The following is a 24,330-nucleotide window of genomic DNA, read 5'->3' as shown; positions in this document are numbered from 1 at the left end:
CGTCGTTTGCCAAGACGGGAAGGCTTCTTTGTTTTTGCATGGGAAGAATGGCGAAAATTCCGCGGTTCGCATAGTTTTTCCGTCGCGAGGCATACTTCATTTAATGAAGAATGTGAATTTATTTCCGTTAATACAATTTGATCTTTGAATAAAACATAATTAAACTTGCTTAAAATGTCTTCAATATTACTAAAAATGCAGTATATTTGTTGAAGTAGCTTTTCCATGAGTGTTACACATACAAAAGGGGGTCAACACCAATGAAAAAAAGCGTATTCGCAGCGATGAGTTCCATCCTGGTTCTGAGTGCGGCGCTGGCTGGCTGTGGCGGCGGCGAGAAAGCAGCAGAGCAAGGAAATTCTGCTAATAGTGAAAAAACAAGCGGTCCAAAAGTTCTGCGCATGAACATGAAGAGTGAGCCACCAACGGCTGACCCTGGCTTGGCTGAGGATTCCACTTCCGGTGCTGTTTTGCGTGCGACCTTTGACGGTTTGACTCGTATTGGTGAAGATGGCAAACCACATGAATCCGTAGCGGAAAAAATTGACGTTTCTGAAGATGGACTTACTTATACATTCCACCTGCGTGACAGCAAATGGAGCAACGGCGATGCTGTTACAGCAAAAGACTTTGAATACGCTTGGAAGCGAGCGCTCGATCCGAAACTCGGTTCTACCTACGCTTACCAACTGTACTACCTGAAAAACGCGGAAGAGTACAACACAGGCAAAGCGAAAGCTGAAGACGTGGGCGTAAAAGCAAGTGACGACAAAACACTTGTTGTTACTTTGAAAAACCCGACTCCGTTCTTCCTGGAGCTGACAGCTTTCTACACGTACTTCCCAGTGAACCAAAAAGTGGTTGAAGGAACGCAAAACTGGGCAGGCGACGCGAAAACTCACGTAGGTAACGGTCCGTTCAAGATCGATACTTGGGAGCACAAAAGCAAGCTGATTCTCGCGAAAAACGAGAACTACTGGGATAAAGATGCTGTAAAACTGGACAAGATCGATTTCTCCATGGTTGAGGATGAAAACACGGAGCTGTCCATGTTTGACAACGGCGATCTGGATTGGGCAGGTGCTCCAACTTCCGCACTGCCAACAGACGCGATTCCGGCTCTGAAAGACTCCGGAAAAATGCAAACGCATGCGATTGCGGGCACGTACCTGTACAAATTCAATACAGAGAAACCGCCGTTCAACAATGCGAAAATCCGTAAAGCGTTCGCTTATGCGATCGACCGTCAAACAATCATCGACAACGTAACACAAGCAAACCAAGAACCGGCAATGGGTCTGGTGCCTCCAACGATGGCAGTAGCATCTAGCCCGTACTTCAAAGATAACGATGTAGAAACAGCGAAAAAATTGCTGGAAGAAGGTATGAAAGAGGAAGGCATCACCAAGCTGCCAACTCTGACTCTTTCCTATAATACATCCGAAGGTCACAAGAAAATTGCCGAAGCAATCCAGGACCAATGGAAAAAAGCTCTTGGCGTAGAAGTGAAGCTGGAGAACAAAGAGTGGAAAGTATTCCTGGATGACCTGCACCAAGGTAAATTCCAAATCGCTCGTTCCAGCTGGACTGGCGACTACAACGATCCGTACACATTCCTGGATCTGTTCAAGCTGAAAAAAGGCAGCAACAACGATACCAACTGGGAAAGTCCGAAGTATCAAGAGCTGCTGAACAAATCTGCGGTTGAAAAAGACCCTGAGAAGCGCAAACAAATCTTGGCAGAAGCAGAAGCATTGTTCATGGACGAAATGCCAGCTGCGCCAATCTACTACTACACTCATTCCTACGTGAAGAGCGACAAGGTAAAAGGTGTTGTTCTGGACGGTCTGGGCTTCGTAGACTGGAAATGGGCAGACATTCAATAATAGCAAAGAATGAAAGAGGAGCGATCAGCTCCTCTTTTTTTGTTGAATGCGGAGGGAAATCGCCGTCAAAGCTTGTCGAGTTTGTTCATCCATAAAGAAAACAGAATAGAGGGCAATGAGAAAAATAAAAATTTGTAAAATTCCAAATAAAAAATGAGTTTGAGAGCGACACGCATCAATAAGCCATTTTGGGCAGGATCGCCAAGAGTGTTGTGAGAAGAAGTGCGACAAAACCGCGCCAAATCAACGTTTTCCAGATGAGAATAAAGACGTCGAGCACTTGCTATTATATTTTTCCAATAAATTATTTTTTATAAAAGATTAAACATCTTTATAAATAAATAAAAATTTATTAAATCATTCTAAAACATATTTAAAAATAATATAAAACCATGTATATTGATAAAAGATTTAGAAAAGGGGGATTACTTGTATGAAAAAGAATGTTTTCGTAGCAATGAGTTCTATCCTCGTTCTTGGTGCGGCACTTGCAGGATGCGGTGGCGGTAACCAAGCAGCGCCAGCAGATAATAATGCAGCAGCAGGTAACAAAACGGAAACTCCTGCTCCAGCAGCTGGACCAAAAGTACTGAAATTGAACCTGCACTCCGAGCCGCCAACAGCTGACCCTGGTATTGCGGAAGATACAACTTCCAGCACGATCATCACAGCTACTTTTGAAGGTTTGACTCGTGTAGGTAAAGATAACAAAGTACATGAAGCAGCAGCTGAAAAAATTGAGATTTCTCCAGACGGTAAAAAATATACATTCAAAATCCGCGATGCTAAATGGAGCAACGGCGATGCCGTATCCGCAAAAGACTTCGAATTTGCTTGGAAACGCGCGCTCGATCCGAAAACAGCTTCCAACTACGCTTACCAACTGTACTATGTGAAGGGTGCTGAAGCCTTCAACAAAGGTACTGGTAAAGTAGAAGATGTAGGCGTAAAAGCAATTGATGACAAAACACTGGAAGTTGAACTGACTAACCCAACTCCATTCTTCCTGGAACTGGTAGCGTTCAAAACATACTTCCCAGTTCACCAAAAAACAGTTGAAGGCAACGACAAATGGGCTACTGACGCGAAAACAATCGTTGGTAACGGTCCATTCAAAATGGAAACTTGGGAACACAAGAGCAAACTGGTTGTTGTGAAAAACGACAACTACTGGGATAAAGACAACGTAAAACTGGACAAAATCGAGTTCTCCATGGTAGAAGATGAGAACACTGAGCTGTCCATGTATGAAAATGGCGAACTGGATTGGGCAGGTGCTCCAACTTCCGCATTGCCAACAGACGCAATTCCGGCTCTGAAAGATTCCGGAAAAATGACAACTCAACCGATCGCAGGTACTTATTTCTACCGTTTCAACACAGAAAAAGCACCTTTCAACAACGTGAAAATCCGTAAAGCGTTTGCTTACGCGATCGATCGTCAAAGCCTGATCGACAACATCCTGCAAGCTGGTCAATTGCCAGCAACAGGCTACGTGCCACCGAGCATGGCTCTGAACAAAGACGGCTACTTCAAGGACAAAGACCTCGATGCAGCGAAAAAATTGCTGGAAGAAGGTATGAAGGAAGCAGGCATCAGCAAACTGCCAACCCTGACACTTTCCTACAACACTTCCGAAGGTCACAAAAAGATCGCAGAAGCGATTCAAGACCAATGGAAGAAAAACCTCGGCGTAGACGTGAAACTCGAAAACAAAGAGTGGAAAGTATACCTGGATGATGTACACCAAGGTAAATACCAAGTAGCTCGCGCTGGTTGGCTGGGTGACTTCAACGATCCAATCAACTTCCTGGAAATGTTCAAAGAAAAAGACGGCGGAAACAACGATACTCGTTGGGAAAATCCGAAGTACAAAGAGCTGCTGAACCAATCCGCTCTGGAACAAGATCCAGAAAAACGTAAAGCAATCTTGGCAGAAGCTGAGCAAATCCTGATGGATGAAATGCCAATCATGCCAATCTACTACTACACTCAATCTTGGGTTAAAAACGACAAGGTTGACGGCGTAATCATCGACGGTCTGGGTGCTGTTGATTACAAATACGCTGACATCAAGTAATCATTGAAGAGATGCAACTGATATAAGGAAGAGAGGCGTTTTTAACGCTTCTCTTCTTTTTTTTGCGGCAAGCAGTCGGCGAGCATGGCGCAATCCTTTTATTAGAAAAATCACCCAAAAAATCCCTCTCGCTTGTATACTGATGGTAGAAGTCCATATAAAAAAATAAGGAGTTTTGATCGTGAAAAAAAGCGTAGTAGCAGTTACAAGCGCAATGCTGATTGTTGGGGGAAGCTTGGCAGGGTATGCGGATGCCGGACAAGCGGCGGAGCCGAAGGTGCTCAGGATGAATATGAACTCGAACCCGCCGACTGTGGACCCGGGGATCGCGGAAGATTCAACGTCAGGAGCAGTAACCAGGGCAATTTTCGAGGGATTGACCCGTGTAGGCGAAGATGGAAAAATTCATGAAGCAGCAGCGGAGAGTTATACCATTTCTGCTGACGGCAAAACCTATACATTTAAAATCCGTCCATCTAAGTGGAGCAATGGCGATCCGGTAACTGCTCATGACTTCGAATATGCTTGGAAACGCGCGCTGAACCCTGAGACAGCATCGAATTATGCTTACCAGCTATACTATTTGAAAGGCGCGGAAGCTTACAATCAAGGTAACGGAAAAGCGGAGGAAGTAGGAGTCAAAGCCATAGATGCGACAACCTTGGCCGTGGAGCTAACCGCTCCAGCCCCGTTCTTCACGGAACTGACAACTTTCTACACCTATTACCCCGTAAATAAAAAAGTAGTGGAAGCAAACGCACGATGGGCGCTTGACCCCAAAACGATTGTAGGGAACGGCCCTTTTCAAATCGAGACTTGGAAGCCCCAGCACCAGATGATTCTGGCGAAAAACCAGAACTACTGGGATAAAGGGAACGTAAAATTGGACAAGATTCATTTTTCCATGATAGAAGACGAACTGGTAGAGCTGACGATGTTTCGCAACGGAGATCTAGATTGGGCAGGAGCTCCTTTGTCCCAAATCCCACTTGATCTCGAGTTGGATTTGGGATCACCTCCGATACTTAACACTCAAGCGATAGCAGGCACTTATTTTTATCGCTTCAACACCAAGCAAGCTCCTTTTCATAATGTCAAAATCCGTAAAGCTTTTGCTTATGCGCTGGATCGGCAGGGGTTGATAGAAGCAATGTGGATGAATGTCCTTCCCGCCACAGGTTATGTGCCGTCGAGCATGGGGCTTAAAGCTGAGGGTTACTTCAAAGACAATGACATAGAAACAGCGAAACAGCTTCTCCAAGAAGGAATGAAAGAAGCAGGAATCAGCAAACTCCCTCCCATCACCATTTCCTACAACACATCCCAAAGTCATAAAAAAATTGCAGAAGTGATCCAATATCAATGGAAAAACAATCTTGGCGTAGAGGTGAAGTTGGAAAACACCGAATGGAAAAAATTTCTGGAAGATGTCCACCAAAGCAAATATCAAATATCCCGCTTTGGCTGGCTCGCCGACTTCAACGATCCGATCAACTTTTTGGAGATGTTCAAGGACAAAGACGGCGGGAACAATGACACTGGTTGGGAAAATCCGCAGTATAAAGAACTGCTGAACCAGTCGGCAAAAGAGCAGGACCCGCAAAAACGCAAAGCGATTCTCGCCAAGGCCGAGCAAATCCTCATGGACGAAATGCCGATCATGCCGATCTATTATTATTCACAAAATTGGCTGCAAAGCAAAAAGGTCGATGGAGTGGTTATGGACGGCTTGGGAATGATCGACTTCAAATACGCAGATATCAAGCCTTAATCTGCTGATGCCCTTCTTTCTTTTTTTCCAACGCATGGACAAATGACCAATCCATTGTGCTCCTGGCTACATAGAGTAAAAAGGAACAAACTGCAACCAGGGGGGATCGCTGTGGATATTGGCAAATTGCTCAGCATTGTAAGGTCAATTCCCAAAGACAAGCTGAAAACGGACGCAGGCTTGAAAGAGGTCATTCGCGATTTGGGCAAAAAAGCGGGCAAAAACTTCTCAGACAAGGAACTGAACGGATATGTGGCGCAGTTTCGGCAAATGTCCAAGACCGAAAACGTCGGGAGCCTGCTGAATAAGCTGTCCAAAAAAGGTGTTAATTCCAAAGACATCGACAACCTGAAAAAGCGCTTTAAATAAAGGGGGGCTTATCTAGGAGGGAGGTGGGATTATCGCTGCCAAGACCCGAAGGAAAAAGAAGCAGGCCGTCTCCCAGGGCCAACTGTTAGAGACGATGCACAGGCTGGCTGATGCGCATGATGTGAGCAATGCCCAGGTGATGCGCGAGATGAACCAGATGAAGCAAGAGTTGCAGGATATGAAGGACACGCTTGGAAGACTGAAGGCTACGCCCAGTCTGGGACCGCGGCGCAGCATCTTGTTCGGTGGACGCCAGCGTCCGGTTCCTGTACAGTCCGCCCCGGAGAAACCGAAGCCTGCGATCTCGATTGAAGATTTGCTGCCGTTATTGCCGCACTTGAGCGGGGCTATTCCCCAACTGAAGAACCCGAAAGTAGCGGATTCAATCAAAGTTCTGTCAAATCCGGCTGTCATGTCCATGATTCAGCAGTTTATTGCCAGCGGGGGCTTGAATATGCTGAAAGGGCAGGGACCCGTTCAGGAAGTAAGCAGAAGAGAAAGGCGCGGCTTGTCGCGCTTCCTTCGATAGAACAAGCAGGATCAGACACGATTCTCTCTCAAAAGACTGCCTCTTTGTCAAAAAAGAGCAGTCTTTTGTCTTTTTGGTACGAAAAGACTATAAACTTTACAGATTCACTAGCGTCTAATAGAATGGTGAACGTTGCACAATGGGCTAACGCCACATAACAAATCAGACATCACGGAGGAGGTCAGGATGAAAAGACGATTTTACCCTCTGCTTCTGGCGCTGCTGCTGGTCCTGCTGCTTATCCCCGGTTGGGCGGCTGCGGCAAGTAGTGCAACTGAGGAGACCGTCAGCTTAATGATTGGTGGACAAGCAGTTACCCCGGATGTACCGCCATTGATCAAAAGCGGGCGGACATTGGTTCCCGTCCGTGTCATCGCAGAAGGTCTGGGCGCAGATGTCGCCTGGAATGAAGCGACCCGGACAGCTGTTATTACGAAGGGATCTCAGCAGCTTTCCCTCACGTTGGACTCGCGCACAGCGCAACTGAACGGAAAACAGGTCAAGCTGGATACAGCCCCTGTCATTTCCCAGAAACGCATGCTGCTGCCTTTGCGATTTGTCGGGGAATCGCTTGGAATCACAGTAGGTTGGGACAGCAGTTCCCGTACCGTCATTGCCAATGAGACGCCGCAAGTGACATTGAACGGACGCGCTCCTGAAAAAGCGATCAAGCTGTACCAGGTGTCTGACACGATGTATGTGGCTGCCGATGCAGTGGCAGAACAAGTCGGGCAAAAAGGCTTTGCCTGGAGTCGCCCAGAGCGCGGCATGACGATCGACAGCCAGCTGGTTCTCCCGTTGAAGCAAGTGGAAGACGAACTGGGCGGGTCGATTGACTGGAACCAGAAAAAGAACTTGGTCGAGATTGAAAGACTTAATCATCTGACAGGTGTTGAGCAAGATGGGGATCGCGTACATATTAATATGAAGCTGCCTGTACAGGCGAACGCTTTTGTACTGACAGGCCCCCATCGCATTGTGCTGGATCTTCCCCAAACGGCTTTGACAGATGATTTGGTGGAAGAGTTGAAGCAAAAGGAACAAGCAGCGAGCACGGGAGCATCTGAGGATCGCCAGCAGGCTGCTTCCGCAGATGACGAGGACGAACAGAGTGCAGAAGACTCCGATTCTTATAACGATGAGCAGCAGGCAGCCGCGAGTGCGCCGGAGGAAGAGCCGCTCATCGCCAGCCTTCGCTACAGCCAGTACAGTGCTTCTCCCGAGACGGTTCGCGTCGTCATTGAGTTGAACCAGAAGAGCGCGTATAATCTGGCGTATACGAAAGACGGCATCGAAGTGAAGCTTACCCCAAAACCTAAAAAGACAGGCTACCTCATCGTAGTGGATGCTGGTCATGGGGGAAAAGACCCTGGAACGTTGGGCGTGGCAGGCAACCACGAAAAAGATTACAATCTGGCTGTCGCAAACAAGCTAATAGCCTTGTTGAAACAATATCCGGAGTTTCAGGTAGTTCCGGTGCGTACGACAGATGTATTCTATGAGCTGTCAGAGCGGGTGGCGATTGCCAACGAGATGGATGCGGATCTGTTCCTGTCCATTCACGCCAACGCATTCCCGAAACCGACGACAGGCGGAACGGAAACGTTCTATTACAATGCAAACAGCAAAACATTTGCGCAAGTCGTTCACAAGTATTTGCAAGGTGCTACGCAGTTCCCGGATCGGGGCGTCAAGGCAAGTGGCTTTTACGTCATCAAAAACACCAAAATGCCGGCTGTCCTGACAGAGACAGGCTTCCTGTCCAACCCGCAAGAGAATGCGTTGCTTACCTCATCGGAATTTCAGGACAAAATCGCGAAAGCCCTTGCTGCGGCTATTCGTGAATACTATCAGTCTTATCAGTAAGGGAGGCTTTCACGATGAAAAAAAGTCTGATGATCGGGGTGGCAGCTTTTGCTGTGTTGCTTCTGGCTGGTTGCGGACAAAATGCAACGCCTGCACCGCAGCCGACAACACCTGTTGAACAGCCATCCGGCAATAAAACAGACCCATCGACTACAGAGCCGACACTGAAAAAACAGCTCGTGACCGTCTACTACTCCGACAGCGATCTGATGGAACTGCAAAAAGAAGAACAGGAAATCTCGTTTGCAGAAGACATCGAGAAGTACAAGAAAACACTCGCGCTGCTTGGGAAGCCAGTGAAGGCAGATGCTCATTTTCCGCTCTGGAAAGACTTCCAGTACCATTCGTTGACGTTTGCTGACGGCACGTTGACGATTGATGCGGATAGCAAAAACCAGTACAACCTCGGTTCCAGCGGCGAAGGAATGGCAGTGGACTCGCTGAAAGAAACCTTTTTTCAATTCCCGGAAGTAAAACAAATCGTCATCCTAGAAGACGGCAAGAAAACGGAATCGTTGATGGGGCATGTCGATATATCGCAGCCTTTGACCCGCGACAAATAAATAGTTAACCGCAAGCGAAAGGCGGCACAACCTGATTGAACAGGATGTGCCGCCTTTTATACATTTGCCCGACCATCTTTAAAAAAGCTTAACAATGGCATCACAATCCTACAACATTCGACCTGTATAGTTTGTACTTGTAAGAGAGAAAAAAACAAACCGAACCTTTTAAGGAGGATTTTCATCCAATGAAAAAACTCAGCAAAATGTTAATGGCGCTGACATTTGTAGGAGCATTGCTCGCAGGTTGTGGAAGCAACAATGCGGCTCCAGCACCACAGCAACCAGCGCAACAACCGGCGCAGCAACCAGCTACTCCGGCTCCGGAACAAAACAACTCTGGTTCGACAACAACTACATCGGGTGAACCGATCACTGCAGTTGGTTCTACCGCTTTGCAGCCTCTGGTCGAGCAAACGGCCAAAGACTTTATGGCAAAAAATCAAGGTGTGCAAATTCAAGTTCAAGGCGGAGGAAGCGGTACAGGTCTGAGCCAAGTAGCAAGCGGCGCAGCAACAATCGGTAACTCCGACATCTTCGCAGAAGAGAAAAAAGGCATTCCGGCAAACGAACTGGTTGACCATAGAGTAGCAGTTGTTGGTATGGCAGCAGCGGTTAGCCCGAAAGTAAAAGTAGACAACCTGACCAAGCAACAACTGATCGACATCTTCACTGGCAAAATCACCAACTGGAAAGATGTTGGCGGCGACGATATGAAGATCACGCTGGTAAACCGTCCAAAGTCTTCCGGAACCCGTGCAACATTCAGCAAATTCGCACTGGACGGAAAAGAAGAAGCAGAAGGCATCACAGAGGATTCCTCGGGTACCGTTCGCAAAATCATCGCGGAAACTCCTGGCGCAATCGGCTACCTGGCTCTGTCCTACTTCAATGACTCCGTAAAAGCATTGAAACTCGACGGTGTAGAAGCAAACGCAGAAAACATTGCATCGAACAAATACCCAGTGTGGGCATATGAGCACATGTATACAAAAGGCGAGCCAACTGGCAACGCAAAAGCTTTCCTGGAGTTCATCCTGTCTGAAGAAGTACAAAAGAAAACTATTACTGAACTGGGCTTCCTGCCAATCACAGATATGAAAGTAGAACGTGATGCAGAAGGCAAAGTAACGCAAAAATAAGACACTCACGGGTCAACAGCAAAATAGAGGGGTGGGGGGGCCTTACCCCTCATTTTGCTTGCTCGAAAGCCGTTTTCTTTCTAGGAGGGAGAACATGAACCATCGTATTGAAGGGGTAGGGACAAATCGCCAATCACTGATTGCGCGAAAAATGCTGACATACAATAAACGCCAATTTACAGAGAATATGACCGGGCGAACAATCGCCATGGTATGTGCGGCTTTGCTGGTCATCGTCGTCTTGTCGATTACGTACTTCATCGCTTCCAAAGGGTTGTCCACCTTTTTTGTTGACGGTGTCAGTATCAGTGAATTTTTGACTCAGGTGAAATGGGACCCAGAGGGCGAGCCTGCACTCTACGGTGTGTTTCCTTTCATCCTCGGATCGTTTTTGGTAACGGCTCTCGCTGCATTGATCGCGGCACCGCTCGGAATTGGCGCAGCGATTTTCATGACGGAAATATTCCCGGGCTTCGGGAAAAAAGTGTTGAAACCAGTTATTGAGCTTTTGGTTGGGATTCCATCCGTTGTATACGGATATGTAGGTCTTACTTTATTGGTTCCGTTTATTCGCGAACAGTTCGATGTGTTGGGCTTCAGTCTGTTGGCTGGGGGACTCGTACTCGCTTTGATGATCTTGCCTACGATCACCAGTGTGGCGACAGATGCGATCGAGGCTGTGCCTCAAGATTTGCGGAACGCATCGCTTGCTCTGGGTGCGACGCGTTGGCAGACGATTTGGAATGTCGTGCTGCATTCTTCCCTGCCGGGTTGCTTGACGGCGGTCGTATTGGGGATGGCGCGCGCGTTTGGCGAAGCGCTTGCGGTACAAATGGTGATCGGTAACACGACGAAGCTTCCAGGCAGCTTGCTTGATCCAATCAGCACGCTGACGAGCGGAATTACGCTTAACATGGGAAATACGATTCAGGGAACGCCTTACAACAATGCGCTCTGGTCCATGGCTCTTCTGCTGCTTCTGATGTCGTTCGTTTTCATTATGATCTTGCGCTTTTTGGGCAGAAAAAGGCTGGTGAAGTAAATGAGAGCGAGATTGATGGACCGCATTGCGACTGTTGTGCTGACTCTGATTGCCGCTTTGATTATCGGTACGCTTATCGGCTTGCTCGGCTTTATTTTGACGCAAGGCTGGCATAAGCTGAACCTGGACTTTTTGACTTCTCCGCCTGATATCGTCAACGCAGGAGGCGGGATCGGACCGCAGCTGTTCAACTCGTTTTACTTGCTGGTTCTGACCATGCTGATTGCTTTGCCGCTTGGCATCGGAGCAGGAATTTATATGGCTGAATATGCGCCGGATAACAAGTTCACACAGTTTATCCGCATGAGTATAGAAGTGCTTTCTTCGTTGCCGTCTATCGTTGTTGGCCTGTTTGGTTTGCTCGTCTTCGTAAACATGACGGGCTGGGGGTATACCTTGTTCTCCGGCGCCCTGGCTTTGACCGTTTTCAACCTTCCGTTGCTCGTACGCGTAACAGAGGATGCGCTGCGCAACGTGCCGCGCAGTCAAAAAGAAGCAAGCCTGGCGCTTGGCATCACCAAATGGCGGACGATCGTTTCCGTCATTCTTCCGGCAGCGCTCCCGGGCATTCTCACCGGGGCGATCCTCGCTTCCGGCCGCGTCTTCGGGGAAGCGGCTGCGCTCTTGTTCACGGCAGGGATGTCTTCGCCGAACCTGAACTTTGCTGATTTCTCCTTGAACAGCCCGACCTCTCCGCTGAATCCGTTCCGCCCGGCTGAAACATTGGCCGTGCATATTTGGAAAGTAAACAGCGAGGGGCTGACGCCAGACGCCCGCGATGTGGCAGACGGTGCGGCAGCTGTTCTGATCATTGCTGTGTTGCTCTTTAACCTCTCGGCCCGTTGGTTTGGTACTTGGGTGTACAAAAAGATGACTTCAGGGTCCAACTAAGGAGTGATGACGGGGATGTCCATACTCACCATGCAGGATACGATTATTTCGACAAACAATGTCTCGGTTTATTACGGCGAGAAGCAAGCCGTCAAAAATATCTCGATGGAAGTCGAGCGCAACTCGGTGACGGCTTTTATCGGGCCGTCCGGCTGTGGAAAATCGACGCTTTTGCGCAGCCTGAACAGGATGAACGATCTCGTTCCTTCGTGCCGCGTGACAGGCTCGATTGTCGTGGATGGAATCAACATCAACAGTGAGGAAGTCAACATCGAGAGCTTGCGCCAGGTCGTCGGAATGGTGTTCCAGAGGGCCAACCCTTTTTTCAAATCGATCTATGAAAATATCGCGTTCGCCCCGCGTTTTCACGGATTGACGGATCGTCGCAAGCTGGACGAATTGGTGGAGACGAGCTTGCGCAAAGCGGCTTTGTGGGACGAAGTAAAAGACCGTCTGCGCGATTCCGCCCTGTCTCTGTCAGGCGGACAGCAGCAGCGTCTGTGCATCGCACGCGCCATTGCCATGCAGCCGACCATTTTGCTGCTGGATGAGCCGGCTTCTGCACTCGACCCGATTTCTACGATGAAAATCGAAGAGCTGGTCATGCAACTGAAGGAAGAATACACAATTGTGATCGTGACGCACAACTTGCACCAGGCGGCGCGCATCTCGGATAAGACGGCGTTCTTTTTGCTCGGCGAACTGGTCGAGATGGATGAAACGGGAAAAATTTTCACCTCGCCAGAAAACGACAAGACAGAGGCGTACATCAGCGGTCGCTTTGGCTGAATCGCGAAGGAAAAGGAAAAGGAAAAGGCTCTCCTGGCAGCATGCTTGCGCAGGAGGGCCTTTTCTTGTACAGTCTCGGGGCAAGGGCAAGGGCAAGGGCAAGGGCAAGGGCAAGGGCAAGGGCAAGGGCAAGGGCAAGGGCAAGGGCAAGGGCAACGCCGGAGCCGGAGCCAGAGCCACGGCCACGAAATGCAGCATGACTCCCCAAGCGTTGATGACTGCTGCGCCGTGCGACGAGTCCGCTAGACAGCAAAACAAGCAACAAAAAAAGCCTTCTATGCAGAAGGCTTTTCTACTGCCCGGAAAAACCGGATTTCGTGCTCCAAATCTTCTACGATGCCAGCCAGTCGCTCTGAATCGTGCAGGAACTGCTCAGACAGCGAGAGACTTTCCTGATTGGCGGCGACGGCTTGCTGGGTGCCGGCAACCACTTCCTGAGCGGAATCCGCGAGGCTGTCGACGCGCCGGAAAATGACCTGGCTTTGACTGGAGATCGTTTCGGCCAACTGCCTGATCGCTTCAAACTGCGTCGTCAAAACTTCGCTGATCGAGATCGTCTGCTGGAAAATATCTGTCGCCTGATGCAATGTGTGAATCCCGTCGACGGTCGCGTGATCGGTAGTTGCAAGACAAGCCTCTACGCGCTCCATCCGGTTCTCGCCGGACGTGATGACGTGTTGGATGCGAGTGGTGGCCTCCTCGGTTTGCTCCGACAACAGGCGGATTTCGTCAGCCACGATGCCGAAGCCGAGTCCAGCCTGACCAGCTCGCGATGCTTCAATCCGGGCGTTGAAAGACAACAGTCTGGTGCGCTGCGAGATGGAGGAAATCCAGCCGAGAATGTCCCGAATGTCATCCATGCTTTCTCGCATCGAACCCATCGCCTGAAGGGATGCTTTCATATCCGTCGAGATTTTTTGCATGTTGTCTTTTAACAGGGCGATTGAGGTTGCGGCTTTGGCGCTTTGTTCACGCGATTTCTGATTTTGCATGATCGCTGTTTCCATCGATTGGGTGACGCGGCCCAACTCTTGCGTGATGTCCGCCATAGTTTGGTGAATATCATCGATTTGGGCTTGCTGGTTGTCCATTTCCAGGGCGAGCCGCTCCGTGACGGAGACGACCTCTGTCTGCATGGCGTGGGAGTGGCGCGAGCCTGTTCCGACATGCTCGGCCACCTGTTTGACATCGGAAATGACGTACTGGATTTTGCCGATGATCGTTCTGATCTGTCCGCTCATCCGGTTGAAGCTGTCGGCGAGCTGTCTGATTTCATCATTGGTTTGGACGTGCATCGTCTGGAACAAGTCGCCTTCGCTGAAAGCCGTCATTTTTTGCTGGACTTCTTTGACGGGCTTGATAATTTTGCGAACGTACAAATAGAGCAGCAAAGCCAGTGAAATCAGACCGACGAGCGAGACGACCAGAATCGTCAGTTGCAAGCGGCGGACCTCCTGCTTGACCTCTGATACGGATTGAACGACGATCATTCCCCATTTGAGCGCCGGGTCGAACTTGTAGGCGGCGAACGCATCCATGCCGTTTATATGGAACGAATCAAAGCCTGACTTGCCTGCGATCACATTGGAGACGACGGGCAGCTCCGTGAGCAGGGGGCGCTGCAAGGCGTACGTTTTATCCGGGTGAGCGAGCAGCTTTCCTTGCTGATCGACAATCATCGCGTACCCGGTATTTCCCAGCTTGATTTGTCCGATAGACTCGCTGAGCTTTGGCACGGAGACGAACGCTACGACTACCCCGACAGGTTCTTCCTCGTCGTTGCGCAAAGCCATCGACACGGCGATTTTGGGAAACTCGGTTGCGGAAAATTGAAACACGTCCGAAACAAAAGCGGTTGGCTTGTCCCACGCTCCTTTGTACCAGTCTGCTGCCCGCGGATCATAAGAACTGTCCAGCGGGGAGCCTGGGAAGGTCAAGTAACGCCCATCTGCTGTAACGACCTGAATTTCCGAAATCGTCGGATTGCTGTTAACCATGTCGGTAAAGATGCCGAAGCTCTGACTGTTTGTGATTTTGCTGTTTTTGTAAGTAGAAGCATAGGAGGAAAGAGCGGTGATGATCGACTGTACGCGGCTGTTCACTTCCTGCAAGGCAGACCCGGATGCATCGAAGAGCTGCTGCTTCGTTTTTTCATTGAGTGTGCTTTCCGATTGATAACTGATAAAGAATGCGGCAATGGCCATCATGCTGACTACCATAGTCAAAATCCCGAAAAACAATCTGGTAAAAATCGATCGGTAATGAAACGACGCGTTGCCCAATATACGTTTTTTTCTCGGCATTACATGCTCTCCCCTTATTCGACAAAACGTTCAGCTTTATTGTAGGGTGTACTATTGGGGGCGTATATGGTTTGCAAGAAACATTTACCATAACTTTACCTAGCTTTAAAACTTTATGGAAACTTAATATAGTCCTCATCAAAGCATAACATTGGCGAGCTATAGTGGTTGAGTAATCAGATGCTACAACCGCGAAGGAGCGAAGGAAAGCATGAGTGTTATTTCGGTAAGAGAGTTAAATCTCTTCTACGGTAACAAACAAGCCCTCTATCATATAAATCTTGATGTTGAGCCAAATTCCATTACAGCTTTGATCGGGCCGTCCGGCTGCGGGAAGTCTACGTTTTTGCGCACGTTGAACCGGATGAACGACTCTGTTCCGAACACCAAAATCACCGGAGTTGTAAAGGTGTTTGATGAAGACATTTACAGTTCCAGCGTGGAAGTCGAGCGGTTGCGTAAAAATATCGGAATGGTGTTCCAGCATCCGAATCCGTTTCCGAAAAGCATTTACGACAATGTCACCTACGGACCGAGACTTCACGGCATGATGGATCGCCACAAGCTCGACGAGATCGTGGAGAACAGTCTCAAGGCCGCTGCTTTGTGGGACGAAGTCAAGGACGTGTTGAAAAAGCCTGCTACCGGACTGTCTGGCGGACAACAGCAACGTCTCTGTATTGCACGCGCGCTGGCTGTCCAGCCGCAAGTCATTTTGATGGATGAGCCTACTTCTGCGCTGGACCCGATCTCCACGGCGAAAATCGAGGAGCTGCTGGAAGAGCTGAAAGATACGTATACGATCGTCATCGTGACGCATAACATGCAGCAAGCAGCGCGTATTTCTGACAAAACGGCGTTCTTCCTCAACGGGGAGCTTGTGGAATTTGACCAGACGCCAACGATTTTCCAAAACCCGCGCGACAAACGGACAGAGGACTACATTACTGGCCGTTTCGGATAAAGCAAGTTTGTAGTAAGGTAGAGGAGCGGACCGATTGCGGGTTCGCTCTTTTTGGCGTGGAGGGGAGACATACGCGGTGGTCTGGATTTCATTGTTGATTTTTATCGTTACGCTGACATTGGTTATTTGGCAGCCAAAAGGTTTGTCGATCGGCTATCCGGCGGTAGGGGGAGCTGTGTTGGCTCTTGTGACAGGGGTAGTGTCACTCGCTGATGTGGCGGAAGTGACGTCGATCGTCTGGAATGCCACGTTTGCCCTGGTTGGCATTATCATCATTTCGCTCATTTTGGATGAGATCGGCTTTTTTGAATGGGCCGCCCTGCATATGGCGCGATTGGCAAAAGGAAATGGCCGCTTGATGTTCACCTACGTCATTTTGCTCGGGACGCTGGTGTCTGCTTTGTTTACGAATGACGGAACAGCGCTGATCCTGACGCCGATCGTACTCGCCCAGGTTCGCGCACTCAAGCTCGACGGCGGGATGGTTTTGGCATTTGTCATGGCGAGCGGTTTCATCGCTGATACGAGTTCCTTGCCTTTTGTGGTCAGCAACCTCGTCAACATCGTTTCCGCTGACTATTTCGACATCGGCTTTGCCGAATACGCGCTGAAAATGGTTTTGCCCACCTTGTTTTCTGTCGGCGGCAGCCTGCTGGTTTTGTTTCTGTACTATCGCAAAAGCATCCCGCGTCACGTAGATTTGTCCCAGCTTCGGCGGCCGGGAGAGGCTATTCGCGACCAGCGACTGTTTCGCCTGGCGTGGCCGATTCTCGGCGTGCTGTTGCTCGGCTTTTTTCTAAGCGAGTCGATCCATGTGCCTGTTTCGTTCATCATCGCGCTCGCCGCCCTCGTGTTTTGCCTCGTCTCGCGAAAAAGCAAGGCGATTGCCATGGGCAGGATCATGAAGGAAGCGCCGTGGGTGGTCGTCATTTTTTCCATCGGCATGTATGTGGTGGTCTGGGGGCTGCACAATGCGCAGCTTACGGATTTGGTGAAAGCGGCGCTCGTTGCGCTCATGGATTGCGGCTTGCTTGCAACCACGCTAGGCACAGGGCTGATTTCCGCCATTTTGTCTTCGATCATGAACAACTTGCCGACCGTCATGTTCAACGCTTTGGCGATTGGCAGCACGCAAGCAGAAGGCGTCTTCCGCGAAGCGATGATCTACGCCAACGTCATCGGGAGCGATCTCGGACCCAAAATAACGCCGATTGGCTCGCTCGCCACTTTGCTGTGGCTGCACGTACTGGGCCGCAAAGGCGTAAAAATTACGTGGGGTCAATATTTTCGCACAGGGGTTGTGCTGACGGTGCCGACTCTCATCATTACTTTGCTCGGGTTGTACCTGACACTGATCCTTTAAAAGAAACGGATAAAGCAAGTCTGCTGACGATTGGACCAGCAGGCTTGTTTTTTTATGGACGCGAAGAGGGCTGTTTTCCGAAAATAGCTTTTTTACTCGAATAGGACAGCAGAAGCAAAGGGAAAAATAGGCGCAACATACAGCAAAAGGAGGATGTTTCCATGTGGCAGGGCTGGCCGATCGAGCGTGTGCTTATTTTGTTTGCGGGACTGTCGTTCATTTTGATTGCCGTTCAAGTCACTCTGTTTCATTCCAGACAAAACTTTCGGCATTGGGCGATGTGGGTGCCTGTGATTGAACTGCCGATTTTTGCGGTTGCCGCTATTGTGTTGTCGTTCGTGAATGCAGGATGGCTCAGGTGGGTGTTTGCCTTGATGATGTTCGTCGGCATGGGGGGAGGCGTGTACGGGGCTTATCTGCACGCCGCAGGAGTCAAACAGCGCGTAGGCGGATTTTCGCAATCGCAAAATTTTTTGGTCGGCCCTCCGGTTATTCTTCCTCTGCTCATTACGGCGATTTCTGCTTTGGGGCTATTGGCCCTGTTCTGGGGGTGAGGGCAGATGGCAAAGCACAGACGTTACTCTGCCTATGATGTGTGGGAAGAGCACGCCAATTGGGATGTTCACACGCGACAAATTGTTGGAGCCAGGAAAATGCCGCAGGTCGCCCACAGCTACTTGCTGCCTGCCGAGGCCCTTTTGCTGCAAGCGATTGTGAGTGTGCTTGTAGACGACCACAGGCTGGAGGTGCTGACTTTTGTCGTGGCGCATATCGATGAGTCGCTCGCGAGTCCCGTCGGAGAATCGCAGCGCAAGGTCGGTGTTCCGGAGAAAAAACAGCTGTATCGTCTCGGCCTAGCAGGTGTTGAATCTGAGAGTCACGCAGAGTTCGGTTGCGAGTTTGGCGCGCTCTCCGCTGGCGATCAGGAGCAGGTGTTGAAGCGGATTTCTGGCGGCAGCGTGAAGGAGCAAGAGGCGTGGACGCATGCTGCGGCCGTCGATTTTTTCAAAAAGCTGCTGCACGATACCGTGCAAGCCTATTATTCGCACCCGCTCGTCTGGTCGGATATCGGTTACGGCGGGCCAGCTTATCCTCGCGGTTATGTGCGGGTGGAAAAAGGATTGACAGACCCATGGGAGGCGAAGGCAAATGGCGAATAACGACGAGAAGCGGCATCCCAACGAAGCGGATCGGGCACGTTCCTCCCAGGATGGCCTGGTACGAAAATACGCGGAAGAAGCAGATGTATGCATCGTCGGAGCAGGCGCGGCAGGAGGAGTGCTGGCGTACGAATTGGCGAAAGCAGGACTGCGCGTGGTCGTGCTGGAAGCAGGGCCGTTCTGGGACCCGCAGCGCGACTTTGCCAGCGACGAGTTGAGCATGCAGCGGCTTGCCTGGCAGGAGACGAGGCTGGTTGCGGGAAACGACCCTTTGCGGCTGGGTCATAACAACTCCGGGCGGGGAATCGGCGGAGGCACCGTTCATTTTACAGGGGTATTTTTACGATTTCACGAAAGCGATTTTATGACCCGGACAGCAGATGGGGTCGGGGAAGACTGGCCGATCACCTATCATGACCTGGCTCCGTATTACGACAAGATCGAGCGGGAAATTGCCGTGTCAGGCCCGCATCATTTTCCGTGGGGAGCTTTTCAGGGGCCGTATCCTTACCCGGTTCGCGAACCGATCAGCGCCAACGCCCAATTGTTCCGGGAAGGCTGCGACAAGCTGGGGATCGAAAGCGTAGTTGCCCCCCTCGCGATTTTATCGGCTCCGTTTGACGACCGGCCGCCCTGTATCAACCGCGGCTTTTGCAACCAGGGCTGTATGCCGAATGCCAAGTACAGTGGTCTGATTCATCATATTCCAAAGGCGATCGCAGAAGGAGCGGAAGTATTGTCTGACTGCACGGTCACGGAAATATTGATGGCGGGCGACCGAGTCAGCGGAGTGTTGTTTTCCCATCAGGGGCTGATGCATCGGCAGATGGCGCGGGTCGTTATTCTCGCCGGTTTTGTTGTGGAAACGCCACGCTTGCTGTTGAACTCGGCGACATCGCGGTTCCCCCAGGGATTGGCCAATTCCAGCGGCTGGGTAGGCAAAGCAATCATGCCTCATTCAAGTCATGACGTCTACGGGCGGCTGCCGGAAGAAGTGCGCCTGTACAAAGGAACGCCAGTGCTTGCCTTGACCCAGCACTTTTATGAGACGGAGCGGGAGCGCGGCTTCGCCAGAGGGTACACGCTGAGTGCGCATGGATCAAGACCAGTCGGCATGGCGGGAGCAATCGCGACGGAGCGGGAAGACAAAACCTTTTTGTGGGGCAAACAACTGCGGGAAACGATGCTTGACTACAACATGTATGCGCGAATTACGCTGGTAGGGGAAGTGCTCCCTCATCCTGACAATGCCGTTACGCTTAGCGGGGAAAAAGATGAAAACGGGATGCCGATACCGAAAGTCACTTTCAGCTATCAGGAAAACGACCGCAAGCTGTACCAGCATGCCATCGGGCAGATGAACCGGATCATGGAAGCGATGGGCGGAAAGCCGGAGCATGTCGTCTCGGATACCGCTCATTTGATGGGGGGCTGCCGAATGGGGAATAACCCCGAGCAGTCGGTTGTGAACGAGTTTGGGCAATCTCATGACATTCCCAATCTTTTCATAGCGGGTGCTTCCACATTCGTTACATCGAGTGGCAGCAACCCGACAAACACAGTAATGGCGCTGGCTGCGCGCACAGCGGACAAGCTGATCGAAGCGATGCAGCAGCGAGATGTTTAAGAAGTGTTCAAGGAACTTTTACGTTCATATCTTCCCCATCATATAAGCCATATAGTATACTGGGAAACAGATATGCAAGGCAAAGGTGGGTTCGTATGGAAACGGATTTGATGCAGGTATTGTTTTTATCCGAAGTTTACAAGCTGCTTGGTGACAAGACGCGCTTGACGATCATGGCTCTTTTGCAAGTCCAATCACTGTGTGTCCGTGATCTCGTGGAGATTCTGCAAACTTCCCAACCCTCTGTTTCCCAGCACTTAGCTAAGCTAAAGACACATGGTTTGGTCAAAGAGCGTCGCAAGGGACCATGGGTATTTTACTCTGTTAATACAGAATGCTCTCCTGCCGTTAAGCAAATTTTGTCTCACTTGCCAGATATGTCACCGATTGTCAAACAAAAATCAGCCGATGAACCTTCGTTCGGCTGATCAGTCTTAGGAAGCGTTGGATCAGATGAGATCCAGCGCTTTTTTTAATTCTTCCTTGTCGAAGCCGTGAATGACAAACTGTTCGCCGCCTTCCTTTTCGATGAAAGTAACGGGAGTCATGCTGGCTCCGAGGTTGATGGCTTCCTGGAAAAAGGCGTCGTTTTTGCGGATATCTCTATCTTCAAAAGCGATGTTTTGGGATGTCAGCCACATTTTTTCTTCCTGGCAAGGGCCGCATGTCGTCTGGGTGTAAACAATAACGGTTTGAGCCATGTAAAACGCTCCTCTCAAGTGGTAGTCGATCACTTAATTCGCGCTTGCTTACGGATTTCCTGCGCGGTATTGCACTTATAGGATACCCCGGTTCGCTGGTGAAAACAGGACAGAAGCAATCGGAGCGAGTTTGTACAGGCTGGAAAAATTAGGATGGATATGAGCGAGGGGGGCGGTACAAATTATATTCAGTGACGTCGAGGAGGTGAATGGAACGATGCCTAAACAAAACAAGCAAGCAGGAATGAACAAAGCTAACCAAGCGGCTCAGGCGCAAAACACTGCTACTGAATTTGCTAGCGAAACAAACGTAGCGGAAGTTCGTCGTCAAAACCAACAATCCGCTCAAAAATCCGGCCAACAAGCAGGTCAAGCTACTGAGTAGTAGCTGTAGACAACAACCCTCGCATCTTGCGGGGGTTTTTTCGTTTGGCTTGCAAAAAGGGCGGAGAGGATGGTACTGTGACAGCAGAATCTACAAGCTGGGGAGGGCTTTTGCCCATGATTGTCGGTATTGGCGTGGATATAGTAGAGATTGAACGAGTTGCAACATTGATCGGGCGAAGGGAAAATGCGATCAACCGTTTTCTCACCGATGAAGAAAAGCTGCTGCTGACGGGAAAATCGGCGCACAGGCAGGCGGAGATGGTGGCTGGCAGGTTCGCTGCCAAAGAAGCCGGGGCAAAAGCACTCGGCACAGGGATCGGACAGGCGCTCAGCTTTCTTGATATGGCTATTACCCCGGGCGAAACGGGCAAGCCTTTGATGCAGATCAATCACGACGTACTGACCAGACTTGGTTTGGAACCGGCCCGCATTCGTGTACACGTAAGCATTTCGCACAGTCAGACGCACGCTATGGCACAGGTGGTTGTGGAAGAGCTGTAAACTTGTCTGCATATTGGGACGAGGATGGACATACATTTATATCGCGTAGATCAGGAGGGACTACCTGCTCTGACACAGGAAGGGTAAGTCTTCAGCCGATCAAGCGATATCGCGTCCTTTGTACCCCGTACAGCTTTTTGACACGATGAGCGCTGCAAGAGGCGAAAGACTGACAGATTTCCCAGGAAATAGACAGGGGTGCCCTTCTTTGTCGAAAAAGTTGACAAGGAGGAGTTCATTGAATGAAAAGGGCAGCTTTACCACTGGTGTTATTGTTGGTCTTTACGTTGATGCTCGGCGGTTGCTTCGGTCAGAAAACACCAGAAGATGTGGTGAGTGACCTGAACGGAGCACTGGGGAAAATGAGCGGATACAAGTCTCAGGCGGTTTTGACTATGCAGACGGGCTCTACACCTATGGAGTATGACGTCCAGGTCTGGTATGAGAAGCCCACGAATTATCGGGTGGCGCTCACCTCCAAGCAGCGTGGAATTACCCAGATCATTCTGCGCAATAACGAAGGAGTTTTTGTCCTGACTCCGCACCTGAACAAAAGCTTCCGCTTCCAGAGCGGTTGGCCGGAGAACAATGGCCCACTCTATTTGTATGAGACGCTGGCGAAGAGCATTATTGACGATGCGGAGCGTCAAATGAAGATGGAGGAAAAGCAGTACGTCTTTGAAGTGAAAGCAAACTACAGCGGCAATCGCTCGCTCACCAAGCAAAAGATTTGGCTGACAGAAGACTTCAAGCCAACTCATGCGGAGATTATGGATTCGAGCATGAAGCCACTGGTGCGAATCGACTTTACCGAATTTTCGTTCAACCCTACCTTTGACAAGGATGCGTTTGACAGAGATCGCAACATGAGCACAAGCTCTTTGCCAGCAATTCCAACGATGGCAGGCGCAAACGGACAGGTCGCCAAGCTTCCGAACAGCCAGTTCGGTGTGATCGTGCCGACTTACGTGCCTGAGGGAGTCAAGCAGGGCGATATCGAGCCAGTGACGCGTGATGGCGTGCGGACAGTCATCCTCAACTACAAAGGGGCGTATAACTACAAGCTGATCGAAGCCCGTCCGACAGAAGCTTCCGTATCTTATGAACAAGGCATGCCTGTCAATCTCGGCTTCACAGTCGGGGTGCTGGCACAAACGGGTGAAAAAACACGACTGCTCACTTGGGAGCTGGACGGTGTCGAATTTACAATCGCCGGAGATTTGCCAGAAGAAGAGATGGTCAATGTCGCTCAGTCGACTTACGGTCTCGGCGGGAAATAAAAATAGGGAGAGGGGACGGCTTATGACCGTCCTCTTTTTGTTGTGTCCAGACGAAGCTTTGTCTCTTACCAATCCTCCTTTACTTTCCCGCAACTTTTCCATTTTTCTCAAAAGGGAATCTAAAATAGCCTGTGTAGACTGAGCATGTACCCGGAAGAAGCGGTACATAACTACACCGAGTGAAAGGGTTGAGCAAATATGTTTAGCAAAGCAAAATTGGGAATGCTTTTGGGCACGATGGCAGCAGTTCTGAGTATTGGGAGCTTGGGCAGCGCCTTTGCAGCAGATACAACACAAACACAGGCGCAAGCGCAAAAATTGGAGAAACCGTCAGAGGTGAAATTCGCTTTCGGCGGCAAAATGAATCATCACGGCGGGGGCATCAAAGGCGTTTCCTTCAAAGAAAACACAGAGCTGCTCTCCTTGCTGAAGCTGGATGCAGACAAGCTGGCTGAAGAACTGAAAGCAGGCAAATCGCTGGCAGCAGTAGCAGAAGCGCAAGGCGTGTCGGTAGACGACCTCGTATCTTTGCTGGTTGAACAACAAGAAGCGAAGCTGAAAGAAGCCGTAACAGCAGGCAAGTTGACGCAAGAACAAGTCGACAAAATGAACGAAAACGCAGCGGAGCGCGTCAAAGAAATGGTGCAAAACACGCATCAGGACAGAGGCCCGGGCAAAGGCTTTGGTTTCGGCGGCGGATTCGACAAAAACGAAGAACTGCTCTCCTTGCTGAAACTGGATGCAGACAAGCTGGCTGAAGAACTGAAAGCAGGCAAGTCGCTGGCAGCAGTAGCAGAAGCGCAAGGCGTGTCGGTAGACGACCTCGTATCTTTGCTGGTTGAACAACAAGAAGCGAAGCTGAAAGAAGCGGTCACAGCAGGCAAGTTGACGCAAGAACAAGCTGACAAAATGAACGAAAACGCAGCGGAGCGCGTCAAAGAAATGGTGCAAAACACGCATCAGGACAGAGGCCCGGGCAAAGGCTTTGGTTTCGGCGGCGGATTCGACAAAAACGAAGAGTTGCTCTCCTTGCTGAAACTGGATGCAGACAAGCTGGGCGAAGAACTGAAAGCAGGCAAGTCGCTGGCAGCAGTAGCAGAAGCGCAAGGCGTGTCG

The 24,330-nt window shown here is 50.1% G+C and carries 23 protein-coding genes; 21 read left to right on the top strand and 2 right to left on the bottom strand.

The features are described 5' to 3' along the window. Nucleotides 1-260: 260 nt before the first annotated feature. The 11 genes from M2298_RS22845 (at nt 261) to pstB (M2298_RS22795) (ending at nt 12,928) form a co-directional block, all read left to right on the top strand. Complete coding sequence (locus M2298_RS22845; protein WP_122966595.1) at nt 261-1,886, top strand: peptide ABC transporter substrate-binding protein; 1,626 nt, start codon at nt 261-263, stop codon at nt 1,884-1,886. Nucleotides 1,887-2,319: 433 nt separating this feature from the next. Next, nucleotides 2,320-3,966, top strand: a complete 1,647-nt coding sequence (locus M2298_RS22840) for a peptide ABC transporter substrate-binding protein (protein WP_122966594.1) — start codon at nt 2,320-2,322, stop codon at nt 3,964-3,966. Between the two features lie 181 nt (nt 3,967-4,147). Beyond that, nucleotides 4,148-5,737, top strand: coding sequence for a peptide ABC transporter substrate-binding protein (locus M2298_RS22835; RefSeq protein ID WP_280649132.1), 1,590 nt, complete (start codon nt 4,148-4,150; stop codon nt 5,735-5,737). A gap of 111 nt (nt 5,738-5,848) precedes the next feature. Beyond that, nucleotides 5,849-6,106, top strand: a complete 258-nt coding sequence (locus M2298_RS22830; RefSeq protein WP_063229439.1) for a hypothetical protein — start codon at nt 5,849-5,851, stop codon at nt 6,104-6,106. A gap of 148 nt (nt 6,107-6,254) precedes the next feature. Further along, on the top strand, nt 6,255-6,635 hold the full coding sequence (locus M2298_RS22825; RefSeq protein ID WP_229049802.1) for a hypothetical protein: 381 nt from the start codon (nt 6,255-6,257) through the stop codon (nt 6,633-6,635). Between the two features lie 186 nt (nt 6,636-6,821). Beyond that, nucleotides 6,822-8,501, top strand: coding sequence for an N-acetylmuramoyl-L-alanine amidase (locus M2298_RS22820; protein WP_280649131.1), 1,680 nt, complete (start codon nt 6,822-6,824; stop codon nt 8,499-8,501). Nucleotides 8,502-8,515: 14 nt separating this feature from the next. After that, nucleotides 8,516-9,064, top strand: a complete 549-nt coding sequence (locus M2298_RS22815; protein ID WP_280649130.1) for a GerMN domain-containing protein — start codon at nt 8,516-8,518, stop codon at nt 9,062-9,064. A 188-nt stretch (nt 9,065-9,252) separates the two neighbouring features. Next, nucleotides 9,253-10,206: a phosphate ABC transporter substrate-binding protein gene (locus M2298_RS22810; protein ID WP_173598098.1), complete on the top strand. Its 954-nt coding sequence runs from the start codon at nt 9,253-9,255 to the stop codon at nt 10,204-10,206. 94 nt (nt 10,207-10,300) lie between these two features. Beyond that, the gene (pstC, locus tag M2298_RS22805; RefSeq protein WP_122966589.1) at nt 10,301-11,248 is read left to right on the top strand and encodes a phosphate ABC transporter permease subunit PstC; all 948 of its coding nucleotides are present in this window, start codon (nt 10,301-10,303) and stop codon (nt 11,246-11,248) included. Next, nucleotides 11,249-12,139, top strand: a complete 891-nt coding sequence (gene pstA / locus M2298_RS22800) for a phosphate ABC transporter permease PstA (protein ID WP_122966588.1) — start codon at nt 11,249-11,251, stop codon at nt 12,137-12,139. 15 nt (nt 12,140-12,154) lie between these two features. Next, nucleotides 12,155-12,928, top strand: a complete 774-nt coding sequence (gene pstB / locus M2298_RS22795; RefSeq protein WP_063229446.1) for a phosphate ABC transporter ATP-binding protein PstB — start codon at nt 12,155-12,157, stop codon at nt 12,926-12,928. 275 nt (nt 12,929-13,203) lie between these two features. On the opposite strand, the gene M2298_RS22790 is transcribed toward pstB (M2298_RS22795), so the two are convergent. After that, the gene (locus M2298_RS22790) at nt 13,204-15,231 is read right to left on the bottom strand and encodes a methyl-accepting chemotaxis protein (RefSeq protein WP_173598099.1); all 2,028 of its coding nucleotides are present in this window, start codon (nt 15,229-15,231) and stop codon (nt 13,204-13,206) included. Nucleotides 15,232-15,442: 211 nt separating this feature from the next. Here M2298_RS22790 and pstB (M2298_RS22785) point away from each other — a divergent pair, with 211 nt between their 5' ends. The 6 genes from pstB (M2298_RS22785) to M2298_RS22760 all read left to right on the top strand — a co-directional run bounded on the left by pstB (M2298_RS22785) (nt 15,443) and on the right by M2298_RS22760 (nt 20,773). Continuing rightward, complete coding sequence (gene pstB, locus M2298_RS22785; protein ID WP_122966586.1) at nt 15,443-16,195, top strand: phosphate ABC transporter ATP-binding protein PstB; 753 nt, start codon at nt 15,443-15,445, stop codon at nt 16,193-16,195. A gap of 76 nt (nt 16,196-16,271) precedes the next feature. After that, nucleotides 16,272-17,558: an arsenic transporter gene (locus tag M2298_RS22780; protein WP_122966585.1), complete on the top strand. Its 1,287-nt coding sequence runs from the start codon at nt 16,272-16,274 to the stop codon at nt 17,556-17,558. 161 nt (nt 17,559-17,719) lie between these two features. Continuing rightward, a complete protein-coding gene (locus M2298_RS22775; RefSeq protein WP_063229449.1) occupies nt 17,720-18,112 on the top strand; it encodes a hypothetical protein in 393 nt (130 codons plus the stop codon). A gap of 6 nt (nt 18,113-18,118) precedes the next feature. Continuing rightward, the gene (locus M2298_RS22770) at nt 18,119-18,718 is read left to right on the top strand and encodes a gluconate 2-dehydrogenase subunit 3 family protein (RefSeq protein ID WP_173598100.1); all 600 of its coding nucleotides are present in this window, start codon (nt 18,119-18,121) and stop codon (nt 18,716-18,718) included. After that, a complete protein-coding gene (locus M2298_RS22765; protein WP_254456943.1) occupies nt 18,708-20,345 on the top strand; it encodes a GMC family oxidoreductase in 1,638 nt (545 codons plus the stop codon). The genes M2298_RS22770 and M2298_RS22765 overlap by 11 nt, the downstream gene beginning before the upstream one ends. A 95-nt stretch (nt 20,346-20,440) precedes the next feature. Further along, entirely contained in the window at nt 20,441-20,773 is a 333-nt protein-coding gene (locus M2298_RS22760) for an ArsR/SmtB family transcription factor (RefSeq protein WP_063229451.1), read from the top strand. Nucleotides 20,774-20,794: 21 nt separating this feature from the next. Here the strand turns inward: M2298_RS22760 and M2298_RS22755 are convergent, their stop codons facing one another. Continuing rightward, nucleotides 20,795-21,046, bottom strand: coding sequence for a glutaredoxin family protein (locus M2298_RS22755; protein ID WP_122966583.1), 252 nt, complete (start codon nt 21,044-21,046; stop codon nt 20,795-20,797). A 217-nt stretch (nt 21,047-21,263) separates the two neighbouring features. Between M2298_RS22755 and M2298_RS22750 the strand changes: the two genes are divergently transcribed. The 4 genes from M2298_RS22750 to M2298_RS22735 all read left to right on the top strand — a co-directional run. Beyond that, nucleotides 21,264-21,431: a gamma-type small acid-soluble spore protein gene (locus M2298_RS22750; protein ID WP_063229453.1), complete on the top strand. Its 168-nt coding sequence runs from the start codon at nt 21,264-21,266 to the stop codon at nt 21,429-21,431. A 116-nt stretch (nt 21,432-21,547) separates the two neighbouring features. Next, on the top strand, nt 21,548-21,934 hold the full coding sequence (gene acpS / locus M2298_RS22745; protein WP_173598101.1) for a holo-ACP synthase: 387 nt from the start codon (nt 21,548-21,550) through the stop codon (nt 21,932-21,934). A gap of 242 nt (nt 21,935-22,176) precedes the next feature. Further along, nucleotides 22,177-23,214, top strand: a complete 1,038-nt coding sequence (locus tag M2298_RS22740; RefSeq protein ID WP_122966581.1) for an outer membrane lipoprotein-sorting protein — start codon at nt 22,177-22,179, stop codon at nt 23,212-23,214. A gap of 198 nt (nt 23,215-23,412) precedes the next feature. Then, the coding region (locus M2298_RS22735) for a hypothetical protein (protein ID WP_280649129.1) at nt 23,413-24,330 on the top strand (918 nt) is incomplete at its 3' end.

The organism is Brevibacillus sp. 1238, from assembly GCF_029892995.1.
In the GTDB taxonomy this organism is placed as follows: Bacteria; Bacillota; Bacilli; order Brevibacillales; family Brevibacillaceae; genus Brevibacillus; species Brevibacillus parabrevis.
Note: the sequence above shows the minus strand (reverse complement) of the source record. Positions and strands in the feature narration are given on the sequence as shown.